An 18669-nucleotide genomic window follows, 5' to 3' on the forward strand; every position below is an offset into this window, starting at 1 on the left:
GCTTCACGGCTCTTGCAAGAACGCGCAAGCCCCCTCGATCATGCCAACAGGCCTTCAGCTGATCCAGCCCCGAGCATAATGATCCAGCAACAGGACTCCGAACACGCCAAGGAGATAGCGAATCGAAAACCAGAAGGCCGCCAGCGGCGCCGCGGGATCCTGGCCGCGCCAGACCTTCCAGTTCCAGAACATGAAGCGGACATTCAACGCCATCACCCCTACCAGATAGAGCAAACCGCTCATGCCAATCACGAAAGGCATCAAGGTCACGGCAACCGTCAACCAGCCATAGAGCCACACCTGCAGCCGGGTGAAGGCATCGCCATGAGTGACCGGCAGCATCGGCACGCCCGCCTTGGCATATTCATCACGCTTGTGAATGGCGAGTGCCCAGAAATGCGGTGGCGTCCAGGCGAAGACGATCAGCACCAGCAGCAAAGGCTCCGGGCTCAACTGCCCAGTGACCGACGTCCAGCCCAGCAGCGGCGGCGCTGCACCGGCCACCCCGCCGATCACGATGTTCTGGGGTGTGGCACGCTTGAGAAACGCCGTGTAGATCAGCGCATAGCCAATCAAGGAGCCTAGCGTCAACCAGGCCGTCAGAGCATTGACTTGCCACAGCAGCAAGCCGATACCGGACACCGACAACAGGCTCGCCCAGACCAAGGCATAGGCCGTAGGCAATCGCTGAGTAGCCAGAGGGCGCCGGGAGGTCCGCAGCATCAACGCATCGAGACGGCGATCCAGGACATGATTGAACGCCGCAGCACCACAGGCCGACAGGCCGATTCCCACCAGGCCATGGACGACCACTGTCGGTGAAGGTAGCAGCGGTGATGCCAGTGCCATCCCCACCAATGCACAGGCGAGCATCACGACCACCACGCGCAGCTTGCACAGAGCGATCAGGTCTCGCCATTGCCAGGTGGCCTGCGACAAGGCTCCGTTTCGCTCTATTACCGCATTACGCATGCACCCACTCCTTCTTCGACCCCTGTTCTTCTTTCGCCGTGGTCAAGCATCCCGGCAATCGAGACTGCCACACGGCGAGTGCCATCACGATCACCAGCGCCACGGCACCTGCGGTATGCAATAACGCCAAACCCAACGGCAACCACCACAGGACATTGGCCACGCCCACCCCCACCTGTATCGCGTAGCCTCCCAGCAATGTCGCCAGCACCGGGCGTAAACGCCGCTCTCGCCAATGTCGCCACGCCAGTGCCAGGAGCGACAACCCCAGCAGCAAGGCACCAAGCCGGTGACCGACCTGGATCGCGGTACGCGCTTCGGCATGCAGTTTCCCGTGCAGGTAATTAGGCCCGACCGTCTGCGTCAAGTGAAAACCTTCACTCCAGTCCGTGTCCGGCCACCACTCGCCATTGCAGGTAGGAAACCCTTGACAGGCGATCCCGGCATAATTGCTCGAGGTCCAGCCACCCAGCCCCAGCTGCAGGACCAGCAGCGCCATGGCCACTCCCCACAAGGGTGACAAGCGTCGTCGCGCTAGCGGTGCCCGGCGTCGTTCATACTGGCGGAGGCGCAGATGCAACCACAGGAACAGCAGCATGACACTGATACCGCCAAGCAAGTGCAAGGTCACTACCTGAGGCCATAACTGCAGCGTCACGGTAAAGGCGCCAAAGGCACCCTGCAGCAGGATCACGGCCAACAAGGCGAGACAGACGCCCCAAGGATAGCCGGCATGGCGACGCAACGGCATCCCCACTAGGAGTATGGCCAGCACCAGCATCCCCAGCCCCGAGGCGATGTAGCGGTGCACCATTTCCACCCAGGCCTTGAATGTCTCGAGCGGAGCATCCGGCGAGTGCAGATTGGCCGTGTCGACATCAGGAACCACCAGACGACCATAGCAACCCGGCCAGTCGGGGCACCCCAGCCCTGCGTCGACAAGACGCGTCCAGACTCCGACCAGGATCACCGTCACCGTGAACACGACCCCCGCCAGGCTCAGCCGTTTCAGCAGTCGAAGCCTAGCGTCGACATCCAGCATGGCAGCTCCTCTTGTGCATTTTGGGCCTCCCTGAAGGAATCACCTTGTCGTCAGGGGCGGGTCAACCTTCCAGGTTCTCGGGCTTGTCCGGATTCATCCGCAACAGCCGGTTGAGATCATCCAGGACATCGTCAGGCTCGGCGCCAGCAGTATAGCTCAGCACCACCTTGCCCCGCGGGTCCAGCAGCCAGAGTTGCCCGTCGCTCTGCCAGTCGGGAGCCTCTTGCCACTGCCCCAGAACTTCCCCGGGGAGAGGTGTCGCGGCATCACCGATACGCAGACGCGTGACTCGCGGGGCTTCACGACCCAGCGCCCGATGCAAACGCCACCACTGATCGGCAAGCGCATCACACGAGGGTGGACAGTCGAAGGCCATGACCCAATCTCCCGCCTCTAGCACATGGGGCGCATCGCGCAAGGGCCACTGTGCCAGGGGAGGAACGTCGGGATTGAGCTCACCATGGGCGGTACGCTCTTCAGGAACTCCCAGACGCCATTCGACCATTACCCAGGCGGTGGCCAGCGGGGCCACGAAAACCGCTATCAGGGCGATTAGTTTCCAGCGTTGACGATTGGCAGCTGTCATCGATCTCACTCCTGCATGCTTGAGCCGGTTGCTCGCTCCTGACGATCATCGCGATAGAAAAGATGCCGTCCTCCCACCAGCATCACCACCAGCGCGGTAGCCGCCAACCCCCACCATTGCACGGCATAGCCCAAGTGGCGGCTGGGCGGCATCACATTGGGTTGCCACCAGGGTTTCAGAGCACCGCCTCCCTGCTCGAGATGTACCCAGCCATCATGGGCAAAATCGGGCAGCGACGACCAGGCAGCCAGGTCGATGCTCTGCAGCCTGCGACCTTCCTGATTGTCACCAAAGACCAAGGCATCGTCGTTTGCTGGCTGCCACTGGCCACTGAGGCGTACCGTTCCCGCTGGCGTCGCGACGCTTGGCTCGTCACGAGTGGGGCCGGTAGGCAAGTAGCCGCGCTGAATCAACCACAAGCGACCGTCCTCTCCCCGCAGAGGGGTCAGCGCCGCCACACCAACCCGGCCATCGACGACCCGGTTATCGAGGAAGTAGGTCTCCTCGGCCAGATATTCTCCGCTCAGCACGATGCGCGCCCCCTCCGGAGGGGTGTTCTGTGGCGCCTGAAGCTCCGGGGCCTCGTGCAGGCGCGCCAGATAGGCACGCTTGTCTCCCGCTCGCTCCCACTGCCATGTCCCAAGCCCCACGCCTAGCACGACCACTAGCCCCCAGAACAGCCACCAGAAGCTTTGCCGCTTGACATCATGCCCTCTCTTGCTTGAACTGATCACATTCTGCCTCACGGAGCTCTTCATGCTGAAAGCACTGATTGCACTGGTCTTTCTGGCCATGCTCACCAGTCTGGTGGCAGGCGCCGGCTTCTTGCTACGCGACCAAAGTCGCTCGCGCCGCTTACTGACATCGCTCAAGGTGCGCGTCGCCATGGCCAGCTTACTGGTCATCTTGCTGCTCTATGGTTTCTATATCGGCGATCTCGGGGGGTAAAGCGACCCGTGGACCGCTTTGAGGGCGGTCCTTTTCGGTCTTCGGTCATCTCGGCCTCTGGCTCGTCAGGGCTTAGAATACATAGACGAACAGGAACAAACCGATCCACACCACATCCACGAAATGCCAGTACCAGGCTGCCGCCTCGAAGGCAAAGTGGTTGTCGCGAGTGAAGTGTCCCTTGATCACGCGCGACAGAATCACCGCCAACGTGATGGCGCCGACAGTCACGTGAAGGCCATGAAATCCCGTCATCAGAAAGAAGGTCGAGCCATAGATCCCGGCCTCGAGGGTAATACCATAATGCGTATACGCCTCATGGTATTCGAATCCCTGGACCAGCAGGAAACATACCCCCAGCAGCAGGGTACCTATCAACCAATTGCGGGCAGTCAGGCGATACCCTTCCTTCAAGGCCTCGTGCGCAATGGTCAGGGTGATGCTGGAAGTGACCAGGAACAGTGTATTGACCAACGGCAACTGCCAGGGACTGACCGCCTCATGAGGCCCGCTGATATCGCTGCCCGGTGGGTTCATCAGCGGCCAACTCGCAGTGAAATCCGGCCACAGCAGTGCCGTCACTCCCTTGGCCCCCTCACCATCCAGCCAGGGCACCGCAAAGGTACGCACGTAGAACAAGGAACCAAAGAAGGCAGCGAAGAACATCACTTCCGAAAAGATGAACCATCCCATTCCCCAACGAAAGGAACGGTCCATCTGGGCATCATAGAGGCCTCCACGCGACTCGCGCACGACATCGCGAAACCACATCCACATGACGGTCAGCACGGCAACCAGTCCCACCAACATGACCAGGCTTCCACTGCCATGCACCAGCATCGTGCCGATACCCACCATCATGGTCCCCACTGCCAGTGAACCTAGTGCAGGCCACTTGCTGCTCGCCGGAACGTAGTAGCTGCCACCACTCATGCGTCACCTCCTTTACCAGACGCGGCCTGCGCCTGTAGCTGTGCTTGGGCACCCGATACGGGATACAGGGTATAGACCAGGGTTACCGTCTTGATCTCGTCAGGTAGGTCCCGGGTCAACTGAAACACCAAGGGCATTTCGACCCGCTCACCGGCCTGAAGATGCTGCTGCTCGAAACAGAAGCAAACCACCTTGCGCAGATGCAGGGAGGCCTGTGAAGGCGACACACTGGGAACCGCACGGCCTGACAATGCTTCATCGCTCTGATTGGTGAAGGTGAAATTGACCTCGGCGGACTGGCCGGGATGTATACGGATCTGCGAATGCTCCACGTCCAGGCGCCAGGGCAAGCCACCTCCCGAGCGGGTGATGAATTGCACGTTGATATAGCGCGAGGTGTCGACCTCCTCGTTGACGAGCGACCTGGCCCTGTCGCTCACCTTGCCGTTGAGGCCCGTCACCTGGCAGAAGACGTCATACAGCGGCACCAGCGCGAAGGCAAAGGCGAACATGCCGATCAAGGCTATCACCGTGCGAAAGACCGTTCGCTGAACCGGGTTCATGGCGCTACTCCCCCCGCCCCTAGGCATTGGCGGCGCATGAGCTGTCTGATTGCTGTCAGTGGGCGATCGGCTTGAAGTCCGGTGGCGTGTCGAAGGTGTGCAGAGGAGCCGGGCACGGCACGCTCCACTCCAGATCCTCCGCGCCATCCCAGGCTTTGGCGGGCGCTTTCTCACCGCCGCGCACGCACTTGACGACTACCCATATGAACAGTAACTGCGATGCTCCAAACAGGAAGGCGCCGAGGCTGGACACCATATTGAAGTCGGCGAACTGCAACGCGTAGTCGGGAATACGACGCGGCATGCCGGCCAGCCCCGAGAAGTGCATGGGGAAGAACGTCAGGTTGACGCCGATGATGGACAGCCAGAAGTGCCAGCGACCCAGGCGTTCGTCGGCGTAGTGGCCTGTCCACTTCGGCAGCCAGTAATAGGCTCCAGCCATGATGGCGAACACCGCACCGGGGACCAGCACATAATGGAAGTGAGCAACCACGAAATAAGTATCGTGATACTGAAAATCCGCCGGGGAGATGGCCAGCATCAACCCGGAGAAGCCGCCGATGGTGAACAGCACCACGAATGCCAGAGCGAACAGCATCGCCGTTTCAAAAGTGATCGAGCCACGGAACAGGGTCGTGATCCAGTTGAACACCTTCACCCCGGTCGGTATGGCAATCAGCATCGTGGTGTACATGAAGAACAGTTCCGCCACGAGGGGCAGGCCGACCACGAACATGTGATGCGCCCAGACCAGGAACGACAGGATGGCGATCGAGGCCGTGGCATAGACCATGGAGGCGTAACCGAACAACGGCTTGCGAGCGAAGGTCGGGATGATCGCCGACACGATGCCGAAGGCCGGCAGGATCATGATATAGACCTCGGGGTGGCCGAAAAACCAGAACAAGTGCTGGAACAGCACCGGGTCCCCGCCACCGGCGGCATTGAAGAAGCTGGTGCCGAAATTGATGTCCATCAGCATCATGGTGATCACCCCGGCCAGCACCGGCATCACCGCGATCAGCAGGAAGGCGGTGATCAACCAGGTCCACACGAACAGCGGCATGTCCATCAGGCGCATGCCCGGCGCCCGCAGGTTGAGGATGGTGGCGATGATGTTGATCGCCCCCAGGATCGAACTGATCCCGGCCATATGCAACGAGAGAATGAAGAAAGTGGTCGACGGTGGTGCATAGGTGGTCGACAGCGGCGCATAGAAGGTCCAGCCGAAGTTGGGCCCTCCGCCTGGCATCAGGAGGGTCGACAGCAGCAAGGTGAAGGCCACCGGCAACAGCCAGAAACTGAAGTTGTTGAGCCGCGGCAACGCCATGTCCGGGGCGCCGACCTGCAATGGAATCATCCAGTTGGCCAGGCCGGTGAAGGCCGGCATGACCGCGCCGAACACCATGATCAGGCCATGCATGGTGGTCATCTGGTTGAAGAACTCCGGCTGCACCAGTTGCAGTCCCGGTTGAAACAGCTCGGCCCGCACCACCAGCGCAAAGATCCCGCCGATCAAGAACATGGTCAGTGAAAAGACCAGATAGAGCGTACCGATTTCCTTGTGATTGGTCGTCAACAGCCAGCGCCAGAGACCGCCCGGCCGGTAATGCTCTTCATGAGCGATGCCGCCAGCAGAGGCCGTGCTGTGCTCCAGAGTCGGTTTGGGTGGCAAATTCGAAGCCATCGGAAATCTCCTGTCCTGTCAAAGATACCCAGAGGGAAAATCCTGTCATGAGCGACTATTCGAGCAGTGACTGGATTTCCGACGGTTGCACCACGTCGCCGCTTTCATTTCCCCAGGCATTGCGCTCGTAGGTGATGACGGCTGCCAGCTCCACGGGGTTGAGGTTGCTGCGGTATGCCGCCATGGGTGTCCCGGAGACACCGTTCAATACCACATCGATGTGCCGGTCGATATCGTTCAGGATACCCTCGTTGCCCGCCAGCGCCGGGAAGGTGGGCTCGACCCCCGAGCCGTCTGGCTGATGGCAGGTTGCACAGATCGAGCCATAGACCTGTTCGCCTCGTTCCATCAGCTCATCCATTTGCCACTCGCGATCGACACCGCTCGCTTCGGCTTCGGCTGCCGCCTGCCGCTCGGCCAGCCAGGTATCGAACTCCCCTTCCTCCATGGCATGCACCACGACCGGCATGAACGCATGATCCTTGCCGCAGAGCTCGGCACACTGGCCACGATAGATCCCGGGCTCATTGATACGCACCCAGTTCTCGTTGACGAATCCCGGGATGGCGTCCTGCTTGACGGCGAGCTCGGGAACCCACCAGGAATGGATGACATCATCGGACGTCATCAGGAAGCGGACCTTGCGGTCGACCGGCAGCACCAAAGGCTCGTCGACATCGAGAAGATAATGTTCGGTCCGCTCCTCTTCACCCCGCACCTGGGCGCGAGGTGTGCTCAGGTTCGAGGTGAAGGAGACGTTCTCACCCAGATAGTCATAACGCCAGCGCCACTGCTGGCCGGTGATCATCACGTCCAGATCGGCTTCCGAGGCATCGTACATGCGCTTGAGCGTGGCCGTGGCCGGCAACGCCATGCCCACCAGAATCAGCAGCGGGATCGCCGTCCAGATCACTTCGACGGTGGTATGTTCATGGAAGTTGGCGGACTTGGCGCCCTGCGAGCGGCGATAACGGAACAGGGAAAAGAACATCATCCCGAACACCGCGACCCCGATCACCACGCAGATCCAGAAGATCGTCATGTGCAACGCATGGATCTCACGGCTGACATCGGTGACCCCCACCGGCATGTTCCAGCCATTGGCCAAGGTGGCTGACGCCAGCCCCAGGAAACATCCCCCACCCGTCAACCAAACGAGCGTCTTGCGCATCGGCCCCTCCTTGTCATTGTCATGCCTACCTTGGAGCGTTGTGGCAATATTAGGCGTGTCTTTAACGTCTATAGAAAAGGATTGCAAGTCGAATGGCAAGCGTCCCTGGCGGTTTGCCAAACGCGAGCATCAACGCTAGGACACGGCAGCGTCAGCGAGCGGCCATGATCGCCACGCCGGCCATCAGGATCACCAGCACCACCCCCATGGCGACGCCTACCGCGACGAAGGTCTTGGGCTTGCCATGCTCGAAATCCCGTTGACGCTGACTTTCCTTCTGTACGCCGAAAAACGCCGCCAGCACTGACTTGATCACTTCCCACATCGGAGGCCTCATACTTCAGGGATTAACGAAAGAGCGCCCACCGGACCTAGCGTCCGCTTCCCTTGTCGCATGTCAAACAGAACATCGTTCGGATATACCATTTGCAACAACTTGCTGGCTCCTCAGCCACTATACTCAGGATTGCACTTGACACTATAAGTGAGGGCGAAGACATGACAACCGCAATGCATGACGTTGCCCCGGTGGGAGAGCCTGTTTTCGAGGTAACTCAACCGGTCGTCGAATGGTGGATGCAGCACTGGATGGATGCCGCTACTCCCATGGCTCGCATGCAGCTAGCATGGATGGAAACCGTCGGCGAGGCCATTCAGCATGAAGCCGAATTCCTGACGGCTTGCGCCATGTCTAGCGAGAGGATGGCCAAGTGCTTCATGGATCAGGAGATGCACAAGGATCCCGCCACACTAGGCGAGTGTTATCACAATATGGTCAAGCAAGTGACCGACGCCCATCTGACCCGGATGGGAAAGGTCACCGAACTGTCGAACGAGTTCCGAGAGCGAGTCTGGGAAGAGCTTTGATTGGCCTCTTATGTGCATGACTATGGGGTGTCCACTGCCGCGGCCACCCCTTTTTATTCCCGACAGACTCATCAACCTGCATTACGATCATCGCCACACCAGCATCCCTTGACGCAAAAAGCCGCTCCGGACGAATCCGTAAGCGGCTTTTCTGAAGATAGTTGGTCGGAGCGACAGGATTCGAACCTGCGACCTCTGCAACCCCATTGCAGCGCGCTACCAAGCTGCGCCACGCTCCGACTCGTCTCACGGCATGCCCCGAGAACGAGGCGTATACTACCTGGGTTCCCGGCAAATGGAAAGCCCCTTTTGGGCTTGCCTTTCAAAAGCTTGCCAGCGGCAAGCCGAAGAGTCAGTGGAAGAAGAACTCCAGGCGAGCCAGTAGCGTATAACGACTCTCGAGCGCCATCAGGCCCATGAAGAACACCAATACGCCGGGAGGCACCAGAACGACACAGATGATCGCCAGGCGTTCCCAGACCATATGCATGAAGACCGCCATGATCAGGCCCGCCTTCATCAGCATGAACGCGGTGATCAACGTCCACTTCAGATAGCCCTCGAGGCCGACATAGTCCACCAGATAGGAGAATAAGCTGAGTACGAACAACAGGAACCACACCCATAGATAGATACCGATGGGGTGTTGTTGAGCTTCTGCATGCGCCATGTCGTCCTCCACTGGTATCGCACGAGACGCCAACACGCGATGTCGGCTCGCGTACGACACTCACCAAAGATAGAAGAACGCGAAGATGAAGACCCAGACCAGATCGACGAAGTGCCAGTACAGGCCCAACGTCTCGACCATCTCGTAGCGCCCCTTTCGCCCGGTCAAGAAGCCGGGGCGGGCAGCATCCAGCGAGCCGCGCATGACCTTGAACGTCATGATGATCAGGAAGATGACGCCAATGGTGACATGCGTGCCGTGAAAGCCGGTGATCAGGAAGAAGGAAGCCCCGAACTGGGGAGCTCCCCAAGGGTTGGACCAGGGCCTGACCCCCTCGTGGATGAGCTTGGTCCACTCGAATGCCTGCATACCGACGAACGAAGCCCCGAGCAAGGCGGTCAGCACCAGCAGGGTCGCCGTCACGCGGCGGTTCTTCTCATAGCCGAATTTGACCGCCAAGGCCATGGTGCCGCTGCTGCTGATCAGGATGAAGGTCATGATGGCGATCAGCAGCAACGGCACATTCTGCTCACCGACATGCAGGGCGAACACCTCGCCGGTATCTGGCCAGGCGTCGGTGGACGAGATCCGTACCGTCATGTAGCCGATCAGAAAGCACGCGAAGATGAAGATGTCGCTGAGCAGGAACAGCCACATCATCGCCTTGCCCCAGGGAACCTTCTTGAACGCCCGCTGATCCGACGCCCAGTCCGCTGCCAGGCCTTTCATGCCCGACAGTGATGGGCTACGGGAATCTATCTCAGACATTGCCGCCTCCTCGCCGCGACGGGGCAACGTTCAGCCAGACAGCACCAGGCCAAACAGGATGATCCAGACCGCGAACAGGTAGTGCCAGTAGAGGGCACACAGCTCGACACTCGAGCACACCCTCATCGGCGCAACCCCCCGCCACACCTTGGGCAGCAGCCTGCCCCAGGCAATCAGACCGCCCAGCAGATGAAGTCCATGCAAGGCGGTCAACATGAAGAAGAAGGAGTTGGCCGGATTCCCTGCCATGTAGTAACCGGCTGCGCTGAGCTGGTACCACACCAGCAATTGCCCAAGGATAAAGACAAGGCTGCAGGCCCCTCCCACCATCAAACCGATTGTCAGCCCCGACTCGTCATTGCGTCTAACCGCATTCCAGGCCCACTGCAGAGCGATGCTGCCTAGCAGCAGTGCGCCGGTATTGAACCACAGCAGTCCCGGTATCGGCAGGGGACGCCAGTCACCACTGGCGTGCATGCGCATCATGTAGGCACTGATAGTCAGTGCGAACAGCGAGGTCGCTACCGCCAGAAAGACCACTAGCCCCACTCGTCCCGCCGTCATGGCAGGCGGCAAGTGGGAACCATGGGCCACCGGGGCCGATTGGGGCTCCCAGGGCCTGACATTGAATGACTGTCGCAATAACCAGCCGGCCAGGACGGCCATCAATATCGTCAGAAATACCAGGCTGACGGTCATGAGTGTCTCTCCACGGCTTCCGGCGGCACGTTCTGGGGGATGAAGTCCTGTTTCGCGCCCGGCACGGCATAGTCGTAGGCCCAACGATAGACCACCGGCAGGTCCTTGCCGAAGTTGCCATGCCGCGGTGGCGTATGCTCGGTCTGCCACTCCAGAGTGGTCGCCTCCCAGGGATTGGGACCAGCGTCACGGCCGCGGAAATAGCTCCGCACCAGGTTGAAGATGAACAGCACCTGCGCCACGGCCACGACGATGGCCGCCATCGTGATCACTGCATTGAGATCCTGGACGGAATCGGAAATGGAGGTGGTTTCACCATAAGCGTAATAACGCCGCGGCACCCCTTCGAGCCCGATGAAATGCATCGGATAATAGATCAGGTAGGTGCCCAGAAAGGTCACCCAGAAATGGATCTTGCCCAGGGTATCGTCAAGCAGGCGACCGGTTACCTTGGGGTACCAGTGATAGATGGCCCCGAAGATCACCAGTACCGGGGCCACCGCCATGACCATATGGAAATGCCCGACCACGAAATAGGTATCCGACAGCGGCACATCCACCGTGACATTGCCGAGAAACAGCCCGCTGAGACCGCCATTGACGAAGGTGAAGATAAAGCCAATGGCGAACAGCATCGGCACGGTCAGGCGGATATTGCCTCGCCATAGCGTCAACACCCAGTTATAGACCTTGATCGCGGTGGGCACGGCAATCACCAGTGTCGTGGTAGCGAACAGGAAGCCGAAGTAGGGATTCATGCCACTGACATACATGTGATGCGCCCAGACCACGAAGCTGAGAACACCGATGATGATGATCGCCCAGACCATCATGCGATAGCCGAAGATGTTCTTGCGGGCATGACAGGCCAACAGGTCGGAAACGATACCGAAGGCCGGCAACGCCACGATATAGACTTCGGGATGACCGAAAAACCAGAACAGGTGCTGGAAGAGAATCGGACTGCCGCCTCCATATGCCGATGCCTCGCCCATGCTCAGCATGTCCGGCATGAAGAAGCTGGTCCCCAGCAGGCGATCGCACAGCATCATCAGACAGGCTACCAACAGCGCCGGGAAGGCCAGCAGGGCCAATACCGTGGCCATGAAGATACCCCATACGGTCAGCGGCAAGCGCATCAGCGTCATGCCACGGGTGCGCGCCTGCAGGACCGTGACCACATAGTTGAGCCCCCCCATGGTAAAACCCATGATGAACACGGCCAGTGACACCAGCATCAAGATGATGCCCCACTCGGCACCCGGTGTTCCTTCGCTTATCGCCTGCGGGGGATAGAGGGTCCAACCGGCTCCCATCGAACCACCGGGCACGAAGAAGCCGGCCACCAGTATCAGCACCGAGGCCAGATAGAACCAGAAGCTGAGCATGTTGAGATAGGGAAAGACCATGTCCCTGGCTCCGCACATCAACGGAATCAGGTAGTTGCCAAAGCCCCCCAGGAAGAGAGCGGTGAGCAGATAGACCACCATGATCATGCCATGCATGCTCACATACTGCAGATACTCGCCAGGATCGATCAGGGAAAAGGTATCGGGAAACCCCAGTTGCAATCGCATCAGGATCGACAACACCAGCGCCACCAGGCCAATGGCGGTCGCGGTCACCGCGTACTGGATGGCGATGACCTTGGCATCCTGGCTCCAGATATACTTGCCGATGAAAGTCTTCGGATGGACCAGCTCCATCTCTTCGACTTCCGCCGGCGGCACATAGGATCCGGCATCATATTCGCGTTCGCCCATGAGTTACTCCTCGGCGCTTGCTTGACCGGCATCAGCCTGCGACGTCTCGGCCAGGCTGCCGATATACGCCACCACGTCACGCAAGGCGGCGTCGTCGACTAGTATCTGCGCCATATCGACCATCTGATTGCCGTACCAATCCTGAGGATGACGGCCACGAATCCCGTCCCTGAAATGCTGTAGCTGCCGCACCAGATACCAGTCGTTCATGCCCGCCAGACGCGGCGCCCTATGCTCCACTTTCCCCTGCCCCTGGGCACCATGACAGCTGCCGCAGGAACGGTAGAGCCGGGCTCCACGACGGGCATCCCCCGTGATGGTGGCTCGCGTGGGTTCGACAGGTAAGGTTTCGATATAAGCGACGAGATCCTCGATACTTGACTCGCTTTGCAGACTGAGAGCGAAGGGACGCATTTGCTGACCGAAAGTGTCGCCCTCATGTTGCCCGCGAGCACCAATACGAAAATTACGCAATTGGCGCCTGAGATAGTCAGCCCTCAAGCCGGCAAGACGCGGCGCATTGGTTGCCTGTTGCCCCTCGCCCTGGGGACCATGGCAGGCTACGCAACGAGCATATTGCTCGGCGCCAGCCTCGGGATCGCCAGGCCCGCGCGCCACCAGGTCCGCATAGGTGGGCTGGGTCCCCAGCCAGTCATCGAACGCCTCCTGCTCCACCACCTCCACTCGGCCGCGCATGGCGAAATGGGCGATGCCGCAGAGCTCGGCACAGACGGCCTCGAACTCACCGGTTTTCGTAGGCGTCAGCCACATATAGGAGACTTGCCCCGGCACCAAGTCCATCTTGGCGCGGAACGGGGCCACCGTGAAGTTATGAATGACGTCCTGCGAGCGCAGCCTCATCTTCACCGGTCGATCGACAGGGAGCTTGACGTGCGGTCTCGCCACCAGGACATCGTCCTGGCCCTGCGGATCGTCCGGGTCGAGGCCGAAAGGATTATCCTCGTCGACCAGACGGGTATGCACCGCACCGAAGCGGCCATCCTCGCCGGGGAAGCGAAAGCTCCAATGCCATTGCTGGCCCACCACTTCGACTTCGTGTGCGTCTTCCGGCACCGTGACAAAGGCCCCCCAAACGAAGAGCCCGGGCGCCAGCAGGGCGGCGATGCCCAAGGTGGTCAGCCCGGTGAGCCAGGCCTCGAGCTTCTTGTTCTCGGGTTCATAGTGCGAGCGCTTGTGCCGCTTGAAGCGGAAGCGAAAGATGGCGCAGGCCATGAATAGATTGACGGCAACGAACACGCCACCCGTGACCCAGAAGGTGATCAGAATCGTGTCGTCGATGGTGCCCCAGTTGGACGCCAGCGGCGTCAAGTTCCAGGGACTGAGAAAATAGAAGACGACCGACCCCAGCGCCAGCACGATCAGAGCAATCGCCATCGCCATAGGTCGCCCCCCTCCCTAACATCAAGAAGAAGCCTCGTTCAGAGAAAAGATGTTAGCGTTACCTCAATATAGTGACTGCCCTTGGGACTCGCCAATTTATAGCTTTACGTGATATGGCCTGCTACAAGCGTGCTAACCCTGAGCCTAACGCCCCTGTCGCTTGGTCCCGGCCGTCGCCTTCGCCGCCCACGGGTCCTCTGGCCAGGGATGCTTGGGATACCGCCCGCGCATGTCCTTGCGCACTTCGAAATAGCCCTGGCGCCAGAAGCTGGCCAGGTCGCGGGTCACCTGCAAGGGGCGCCGCGCCGGTGACAACAGGTGCAGTACCACCGGCACGCGGCCGCGCACCAGGCGTGGTGTCTCGGCGAGCCCGAACAACTCCTGCAACTTGACCGACAGAATCGGCTCCTGGCCCCGGTAGTCGAGGCGAATCCGGGAACCACTCGGTACCATGAGATGCATGGGAGTCTCCTCGTCCAGTGCTTGACGCTGCGGCCACGTCAAGGTATCGAGCAGCAGACGTGCCAAGGGCAGCCGGTCGATGTCCGCGAGTCGCAGGACACCAGGTCCCAGCTGCGGCGCCAGCCAATCGTCCAACGTGCCAAGCAATGCTGCCTGCGACCAGTCGGGCCACTCCTCGCCCAGCACTCGACGCATCAGTGCCATGCGCCCCAGCAACTGTTCGCTCTCGGTATCGAGAGCCAGGTAACCACGCCGCCTGAGCGCGGCCAGCAATGCCTGATGCACGGCCCCGGTGGGTAGTGTCGCCAGCGGTCGACGTGCCAGCACCAGCTCTCCCAGCCCCCTGACCTCTTCGCCCACCAGGCGTCCCTCGGCCTCCGACCACACCACTCGAGGCCGCCACCGCCTCGATTCAGGAAAGCACGCTTCCAACCGCTCCAGCGAGACGGCAGCCGCCCGGTAAATACGTGCCCCCCGAGCCTGGCCATCAAGTTCGACCGCGACCAGGGCCTCCGCATGAGCCAGTGGCTGGGCAACGTCCAGCAACGCCAGGCCGCCGTTGGCCAGCTTGAAACAACCGGGTTCCCGGCACCGTGCTACACGCTCGGGATAGGCCAAGGCCAGCAACTCACCCAGTGGCGCCAGCGAATCGACATCGAGGCTACAGCCGGCCAGTCGCGCCAAACGGCTGGTATCGCGATACCACTGCCCTGCCGGCCCGCCCGTCTTGCCAGCGGGCCGGCGCGCCAGGCTGACGGCCAGGTCACATGCATCGTCGCCGTCACGCCCCTCCAGCAATGCCACCAGCCAGCAAGCCAGCGGCCGAGCGTTCCGTTCGGCAGCACGTTCGAGCAGCACCGCCAGACGCGGATGCAACGGCCATCGAGCACTGGCCCGCCCCAGCGGTGTCAGGCCATACTCGGCATCCAGTACCCCAAGGCGCTGCAACAGCTCACGTCCGGCCGCCAGGGCCGCCGCCGGTGGCGCCGTTACCCAAGCCAGCTGTTCCGGCGCCTTGATGCCCCAACGCGCCAACTCGAAGGCCAGCCCTGACAGATCGGCCTGCTCGATTTCCGGTTCGCCATGCGTCGGTAGCGGCTGCTCCTCTGCCCACAGCCGGTAACAGACACCCGGCCCCTGGCGCCCGGCTCGTCCACGCCGCTGATCGGCGCTGGCGCGGTTGAGACGCTGAGTGGCCAGGCGAGTCAGGCCGGTACGCGGCTGGAACACCGGCACCCGTTCGAATCCTCCATCGATGACGGTACGCACCCCGTCCACGGTGACGCTGGATTCGGCGATGGCGGTGGACAGCACCACGCGCCGGCGGCCGAAGGGGTCGGCACGCAGGGCCCGTTGTTGGGCCTCCAGCTTGAGCCGGCCATGCAGCTCGAGTACCACGACCTCGTCCGACACCTCCGTCAGGAGGCGGGCCAATCGGCGGATTTCTGCCACCCCGGGCAAGAAGACCAGAACATCGCCGCCGTCCCGGGCCAGCGCCTCACGAACCACGGCGGCCTGTTGGGTGGCAGCATCGTCGCGACTGTTGAGCGCCCGGTAACGCGTCTCGACCGGGAAGGTGCGCCCCGGGCAATCGATCAGTGGCGCCGTTTTCCCCATCAGGGGACGCAAGGCCTCGGTATTCAGGGTTGCCGACATCACCAGCAACCGCAGGTCCTCGCGCAACCCGGCCTGGACATCCAGCGCCAGCGCCAATCCCAGATCGCCCTCCAGGCTGCGCTCATGAAATTCGTCGAACACGATACCGGACACGCCCTCGAGCATCGGGTCGTCCTGCAGCATGCGCGTCAGCACCCCTTGGGTGACGACCTCCAGGCGGGTGGCAGCTCCCACGCGGCTCTCCCCTCTGACCCGGTAGCCCACGGTTTCCCCCAGTGGCTCGCCAAGCTGCTCGGCCATGTAGCGGGCGGCCAGACGCGCCGCCACCCGCCTGGGTTCCAGCAACAACAGCTTGCCCGGTCGGCACCAGGGTTCATCCAGTAGCGCGAGCGGCACGCGGGTAGTCTTCCCGGCCCCCGGCTCCGCCACCAGCAGCGCCCGCGTATGACCGGCCAGCGCCCGGCGAATCTCGCCCAACCGATCATCGATGGGCAAGGCATCGGCGGCTGTCATGAACTGTCCTCCACCTCATATACGATGTAACATATATACTGAAAATCACCTGTCTTTTCGGCAAGGAGAACCCCCATGACCGAGCATGCCACTCGGCTGTTCAAGTGCCTGGCCGACGAGACTCGGCTGGCGATCCTGTTGCTGATTCAGGCCGAGGGAGAGCTCTGCGTGTGCGAACTGACCTACGTCATCGACGCTTCGCAGCCAAAGGTCTCGCGCCACCTGGCTCAACTGCGCAATTGCGAGTTGGTGGCCGACCGTCGCCAGGGACAATGGATCTACTATCGCTTGCATCCTTCGCTGCCTTCCTGGGCACTGGAAACCCTGACCTGCGCCGCGAGAGGCTGCCACACGGAGGTCGGTCGGATGCAGGACGCGCTGACACGGATGGGCAACCGTCCCGAGCGTCAGGCAGGCTGTTGCTGAGCGGGTGCATCAGACTCTCAACCGGCGCGCCTTGTGGCCGGATTCTTTACGAGCATTCGGCGAGCGAGGGACCGGCAGGGTCGAGGACAGGCAGTTTCCGTACGGACTCATCCTGCCTTGCCGAAAATCGCCGCCAGATCGATACGGGCCTCGTGGGGGCGCAGATCGAGCAACTTCTCCAACGCCGTGAGATGGGCTTGCACGCAGCGCCGCGCGGCCTCCGATTCGCCACGTTCCAGGTGTTTCAGCAGATCGGCATGATCGTTCTCCAGATAACAGGAGGCCAGGCCCGAGCGTTTGTAGAGGGCGATCACGATGGAGGTGCGCAGAATCAGGTCGGACAGCATCATGCCGAGGATGCGGTTGGGCGACTGGTCGGCCAGATAATGGTGAATGGCCAGCGAGTGTTCGATCCGCTGACTCTCATCGCCACGCAGATGTGCCTGATACTCGTCGTCGACATAGGCGGCCAGGGTCCGGCACTGCGCATGTCCGAGGTGACCGGCAAGTAGTGCCACGACCTCTCCTTCGATCAGGCGGCGGGCGGCAAAGATCTCGCGCGTCTCGTCGACACTGGGCGCACACACCCTGGCCACTTGATTGGGCTGCTGAGTGATCACGTGATCCGACGCCAGCCGCGTCAGGGCCTTGCGCACCACCGACCGACTGACACCGAAGATCTCGCCCAGCGCCACCTCGGGAAGCCGTGTTCCCGGCGGCAGGCGCTGCATCAACACCGCCTGGCGAATCCTGTCGACGATATGCCGATCATTGATGCGTCCCCCCGCCTTGGCGTCGGCGAGCATCTCGTCATGCCAGTTATCGCTCATCTTGCGTTGTCCCCGCGACTCCGTCGTTTTCCCTCACCATCGCATGTTGCGGGAAAATTGGCCATCATTTTGGATGGTATTTGTATACAAACTATGGACGAACGCCACAACCCTTGAGGATCACCCGGCACAGGAAGTCGGTGATCCGCCGATAGTCCTCGTCGCTCAGTGTCTCACGGTTGGTAATGCCCAGTACCTGGGACTCGAAATCGGCATAGTGCTGTGTCGCCGACCAGATCAGGAAGATCAACCACACCGGATCGACCGGGTCCATCAGGCCACGTTCGGCCCACTGCTCGAAGACTCTGGCACGGGCCCGGACCCATTCGCGCAACTCGCCATGCAGGTACTCCTGCAGAAAAGGCGCGCCGCCGAGAATCTCGGCGGCGAACAACCGCGACCCCTGGGGATGCTCCTTGGTCAATTGCATCTTGCTGCGAATGAAGGCCTCGAGCACTTGCGCAGGATCGTCCTCGACGCTGATATCGTCCAGCGTCGCGTTCCAACGCGTCACCATGCGTTCGAGAAGCGCGATGTAGAGCTGTTTCTTGCTACCCACGTAATAGAGCACGTTGGATTTCGGCAGACCGGCGACCTCGGCGATCGCCTGCACGCTGGCTCCCCGGTACCCATGCTGGGCAAACACACGTTCCGCCGCCTCGAGAATCGCCTTTTCGTTACGCAGCCGCGTGCGTGTCGCATCGGGCGTGCTCATCGATGTCATAACTCAAGCCCTTGAGTGGAAAGCCTC

At 61.1% G+C, this 18669-nt stretch carries 20 protein-coding genes and 1 tRNA gene; 3 read left to right on the forward strand and 18 right to left on the reverse strand.

The genetic code is table 11. From position 1 onward, the window contains the following. Positions 1–54 precede the first annotated feature (54 nt). The 4 genes from cyoE to ACFOEV_RS17490 form a co-directional block, all read right to left on the reverse strand. Positions 55–972 (reverse strand): heme o synthase, encoded by a 918-nt coding sequence (cyoE, locus tag ACFOEV_RS17475; RefSeq protein ID WP_386776162.1) that lies wholly within the window; start codon positions 970–972, stop codon positions 55–57. Further along, positions 965–2014: a COX15/CtaA family protein gene (locus tag ACFOEV_RS17480; protein ID WP_386776163.1), complete on the reverse strand. Its 1050-nt coding sequence runs from the start codon at positions 2012–2014 to the stop codon at positions 965–967. Before ACFOEV_RS17480 ends, cyoE begins: the two co-directional genes overlap by 8 nt. A gap of 61 nt (positions 2015–2075) precedes the next feature. After that, positions 2076–2600 (reverse strand): hypothetical protein, encoded by a 525-nt coding sequence (locus ACFOEV_RS17485; protein ID WP_386776164.1) that lies wholly within the window; start codon positions 2598–2600, stop codon positions 2076–2078. A gap of 5 nt (positions 2601–2605) precedes the next feature. After that, a complete protein-coding gene (locus ACFOEV_RS17490; RefSeq protein ID WP_386776165.1) occupies positions 2606–3334 on the reverse strand; it encodes an SURF1 family protein in 729 nt (242 codons plus the stop codon). Between the two features lie 22 nt (positions 3335–3356). On the opposite strand from ACFOEV_RS17490, the gene ACFOEV_RS17495 reads away from it, so the two are divergent. Continuing rightward, positions 3357–3548: a DUF2909 family protein gene (locus tag ACFOEV_RS17495; RefSeq protein WP_386776166.1), complete on the forward strand. Its 192-nt coding sequence runs from the start codon at positions 3357–3359 to the stop codon at positions 3546–3548. A gap of 72 nt (positions 3549–3620) precedes the next feature. Here ACFOEV_RS17495 and ACFOEV_RS17500 read toward each other — a convergent pair whose 3' ends face one another. The 5 genes from ACFOEV_RS17500 to ACFOEV_RS17520 all read right to left on the reverse strand — a co-directional run bounded on the left by ACFOEV_RS17500 (position 3621) and on the right by ACFOEV_RS17520 (position 8227). After that, on the reverse strand, positions 3621–4481 hold the full coding sequence (locus tag ACFOEV_RS17500; protein ID WP_386776167.1) for a cytochrome c oxidase subunit 3: 861 nt from the start codon (positions 4479–4481) through the stop codon (positions 3621–3623). Next, positions 4478–5044 carry a cytochrome c oxidase assembly protein gene (locus tag ACFOEV_RS17505; protein WP_386776168.1) on the reverse strand — a complete coding sequence of 189 codons (567 nt, stop codon included), beginning with the start codon at positions 5042–5044 and terminating at the stop codon, positions 4478–4480. The genes ACFOEV_RS17500 and ACFOEV_RS17505 overlap by 4 nt, the downstream gene beginning before the upstream one ends. Positions 5045–5099: 55 nt before the next feature. Continuing rightward, entirely contained in the window at positions 5100–6731 is a 1632-nt protein-coding gene (gene ctaD, locus ACFOEV_RS17510) for a cytochrome c oxidase subunit I (RefSeq protein WP_386776169.1), read from the reverse strand. Positions 6732–6786: 55 nt separating this feature from the next. Further along, positions 6787–7902: a cytochrome c oxidase subunit II gene (gene coxB, locus ACFOEV_RS17515; protein ID WP_386776170.1), complete on the reverse strand. Its 1116-nt coding sequence runs from the start codon at positions 7900–7902 to the stop codon at positions 6787–6789. 151 nt (positions 7903–8053) lie between these two features. Further along, entirely contained in the window at positions 8054–8227 is a 174-nt protein-coding gene (locus ACFOEV_RS17520) for a DUF2970 domain-containing protein (RefSeq protein ID WP_386776171.1), read from the reverse strand. Positions 8228–8400: 173 nt separating this feature from the next. On the opposite strand from ACFOEV_RS17520, the gene ACFOEV_RS17525 reads away from it, so the two are divergent. Continuing rightward, positions 8401–8769 carry a hypothetical protein gene (locus ACFOEV_RS17525; protein ID WP_386776172.1) on the forward strand — a complete coding sequence of 123 codons (369 nt, stop codon included), beginning with the start codon at positions 8401–8403 and terminating at the stop codon, positions 8767–8769. A 162-nt stretch (positions 8770–8931) separates the two neighbouring features. Here the strand turns inward: ACFOEV_RS17525 and ACFOEV_RS17530 are convergent. The 7 genes from ACFOEV_RS17530 to hrpB all read right to left on the reverse strand — a co-directional run bounded on the left by ACFOEV_RS17530 (position 8932) and on the right by hrpB (position 16662). Next, a tRNA-Pro gene (locus ACFOEV_RS17530) sits at positions 8932–9008 on the reverse strand. Positions 9009–9121: 113 nt separating this feature from the next. Then, complete coding sequence (locus tag ACFOEV_RS17535; RefSeq protein ID WP_386776173.1) at positions 9122–9439, reverse strand: cytochrome C oxidase subunit IV family protein; 318 nt, start codon at positions 9437–9439, stop codon at positions 9122–9124. Positions 9440–9499: 60 nt separating this feature from the next. Then, a complete protein-coding gene (locus ACFOEV_RS17540) occupies positions 9500–10207 on the reverse strand; it encodes a heme-copper oxidase subunit III family protein (protein WP_386776174.1) in 708 nt (235 codons plus the stop codon). A gap of 30 nt (positions 10208–10237) precedes the next feature. After that, a complete protein-coding gene (locus ACFOEV_RS17545; RefSeq protein WP_386776175.1) occupies positions 10238–10906 on the reverse strand; it encodes a cytochrome c oxidase subunit 3 in 669 nt (222 codons plus the stop codon). Then, positions 10903–12669 (reverse strand): cytochrome c oxidase subunit I, encoded by a 1767-nt coding sequence (locus ACFOEV_RS17550; RefSeq protein WP_386776176.1) that lies wholly within the window; start codon positions 12667–12669, stop codon positions 10903–10905. The genes ACFOEV_RS17545 and ACFOEV_RS17550 overlap by 4 nt, the downstream gene beginning before the upstream one ends. 3 nt (positions 12670–12672) lie before the next feature. Next, on the reverse strand, positions 12673–14070 hold the full coding sequence (locus tag ACFOEV_RS17555) for a c-type cytochrome (protein ID WP_386776177.1): 1398 nt from the start codon (positions 14068–14070) through the stop codon (positions 12673–12675). A 144-nt stretch (positions 14071–14214) separates the two neighbouring features. After that, on the reverse strand, positions 14215–16662 hold the full coding sequence (gene hrpB / locus ACFOEV_RS17560; RefSeq protein ID WP_386776178.1) for an ATP-dependent helicase HrpB: 2448 nt from the start codon (positions 16660–16662) through the stop codon (positions 14215–14217). 75 nt (positions 16663–16737) lie between these two features. Here hrpB and ACFOEV_RS17565 point away from each other — a divergent pair, with 75 nt between their 5' ends. Beyond that, complete coding sequence (locus tag ACFOEV_RS17565; protein WP_386776179.1) at positions 16738–17088, forward strand: metalloregulator ArsR/SmtB family transcription factor; 351 nt, start codon at positions 16738–16740, stop codon at positions 17086–17088. A 107-nt stretch (positions 17089–17195) separates the two neighbouring features. Here the strand turns inward: ACFOEV_RS17565 and ACFOEV_RS17570 are convergent, their stop codons facing one another. After that, complete coding sequence (locus ACFOEV_RS17570) at positions 17196–17918, reverse strand: GntR family transcriptional regulator (protein ID WP_386776180.1); 723 nt, start codon at positions 17916–17918, stop codon at positions 17196–17198. A gap of 91 nt (positions 17919–18009) precedes the next feature. Further along, on the reverse strand, positions 18010–18642 hold the full coding sequence (locus ACFOEV_RS17575; protein WP_386776181.1) for a TetR/AcrR family transcriptional regulator: 633 nt from the start codon (positions 18640–18642) through the stop codon (positions 18010–18012). Positions 18643–18669 lie beyond the last annotated feature (27 nt).

Origin of the sequence: Litchfieldella rifensis (genome assembly GCF_042646605.1) — a bacterium.
In the GTDB taxonomy this organism is placed as follows: Bacteria; Pseudomonadota; Gammaproteobacteria; order Pseudomonadales; family Halomonadaceae; genus Litchfieldella; species Litchfieldella rifensis.

Coding starts and splice junctions, on each gene's coding strand:
- ACFOEV_RS17575 (WP_386776181.1), bottom strand. CDS start 18,642: ATGACATCGATGAGCACGCCCGATGCGACACGCACGCGGCTGCGTAAC.
- ACFOEV_RS17550 (WP_386776176.1), bottom strand. CDS start 12,669: ATGGGCGAACGCGAATATGATGCCGGATCCTATGTGCCGCCGGCGGAA.
- ACFOEV_RS17505 (WP_386776168.1), bottom strand. CDS start 5,044: ATGAACCCGGTTCAGCGAACGGTCTTTCGCACGGTGATAGCCTTGATC.
- ACFOEV_RS17525 (WP_386776172.1), top strand. CDS start 8,401: ATGACAACCGCAATGCATGACGTTGCCCCGGTGGGAGAGCCTGTTTTC.
- ACFOEV_RS17485 (WP_386776164.1), bottom strand. CDS start 2,600: ATGACAGCTGCCAATCGTCAACGCTGGAAACTAATCGCCCTGATAGCG.
- cyoE (WP_386776162.1), bottom strand. CDS start 972: ATGCGTAATGCGGTAATAGAGCGAAACGGAGCCTTGTCGCAGGCCACC.
- ACFOEV_RS17540 (WP_386776174.1), bottom strand. CDS start 10,207: ATGTCTGAGATAGATTCCCGTAGCCCATCACTGTCGGGCATGAAAGGC.
- ACFOEV_RS17480 (WP_386776163.1), bottom strand. CDS start 2,014: ATGCTGGATGTCGACGCTAGGCTTCGACTGCTGAAACGGCTGAGCCTG.
- ACFOEV_RS17545 (WP_386776175.1), bottom strand. CDS start 10,906: ATGACCGTCAGCCTGGTATTTCTGACGATATTGATGGCCGTCCTGGCC.
- ACFOEV_RS17535 (WP_386776173.1), bottom strand. CDS start 9,439: ATGGCGCATGCAGAAGCTCAACAACACCCCATCGGTATCTATCTATGG.
- ctaD (WP_386776169.1), bottom strand. CDS start 6,731: ATGGCTTCGAATTTGCCACCCAAACCGACTCTGGAGCACAGCACGGCC.
- coxB (WP_386776170.1), bottom strand. CDS start 7,902: ATGCGCAAGACGCTCGTTTGGTTGACGGGTGGGGGATGTTTCCTGGGG.
- ACFOEV_RS17520 (WP_386776171.1), bottom strand. CDS start 8,227: ATGTGGGAAGTGATCAAGTCAGTGCTGGCGGCGTTTTTCGGCGTACAG.
- hrpB (WP_386776178.1), bottom strand. CDS start 16,662: ATGACAGCCGCCGATGCCTTGCCCATCGATGATCGGTTGGGCGAGATT.
- ACFOEV_RS17570 (WP_386776180.1), bottom strand. CDS start 17,918: ATGAGCGATAACTGGCATGACGAGATGCTCGCCGACGCCAAGGCGGGG.
- ACFOEV_RS17565 (WP_386776179.1), top strand. CDS start 16,738: ATGACCGAGCATGCCACTCGGCTGTTCAAGTGCCTGGCCGACGAGACT.
- ACFOEV_RS17500 (WP_386776167.1), bottom strand. CDS start 4,481: ATGAGTGGTGGCAGCTACTACGTTCCGGCGAGCAGCAAGTGGCCTGCA.
- ACFOEV_RS17495 (WP_386776166.1), top strand. CDS start 3,357: ATGCTGAAAGCACTGATTGCACTGGTCTTTCTGGCCATGCTCACCAGT.
- ACFOEV_RS17555 (WP_386776177.1), bottom strand. CDS start 14,070: ATGGCGATGGCGATTGCTCTGATCGTGCTGGCGCTGGGGTCGGTCGTC.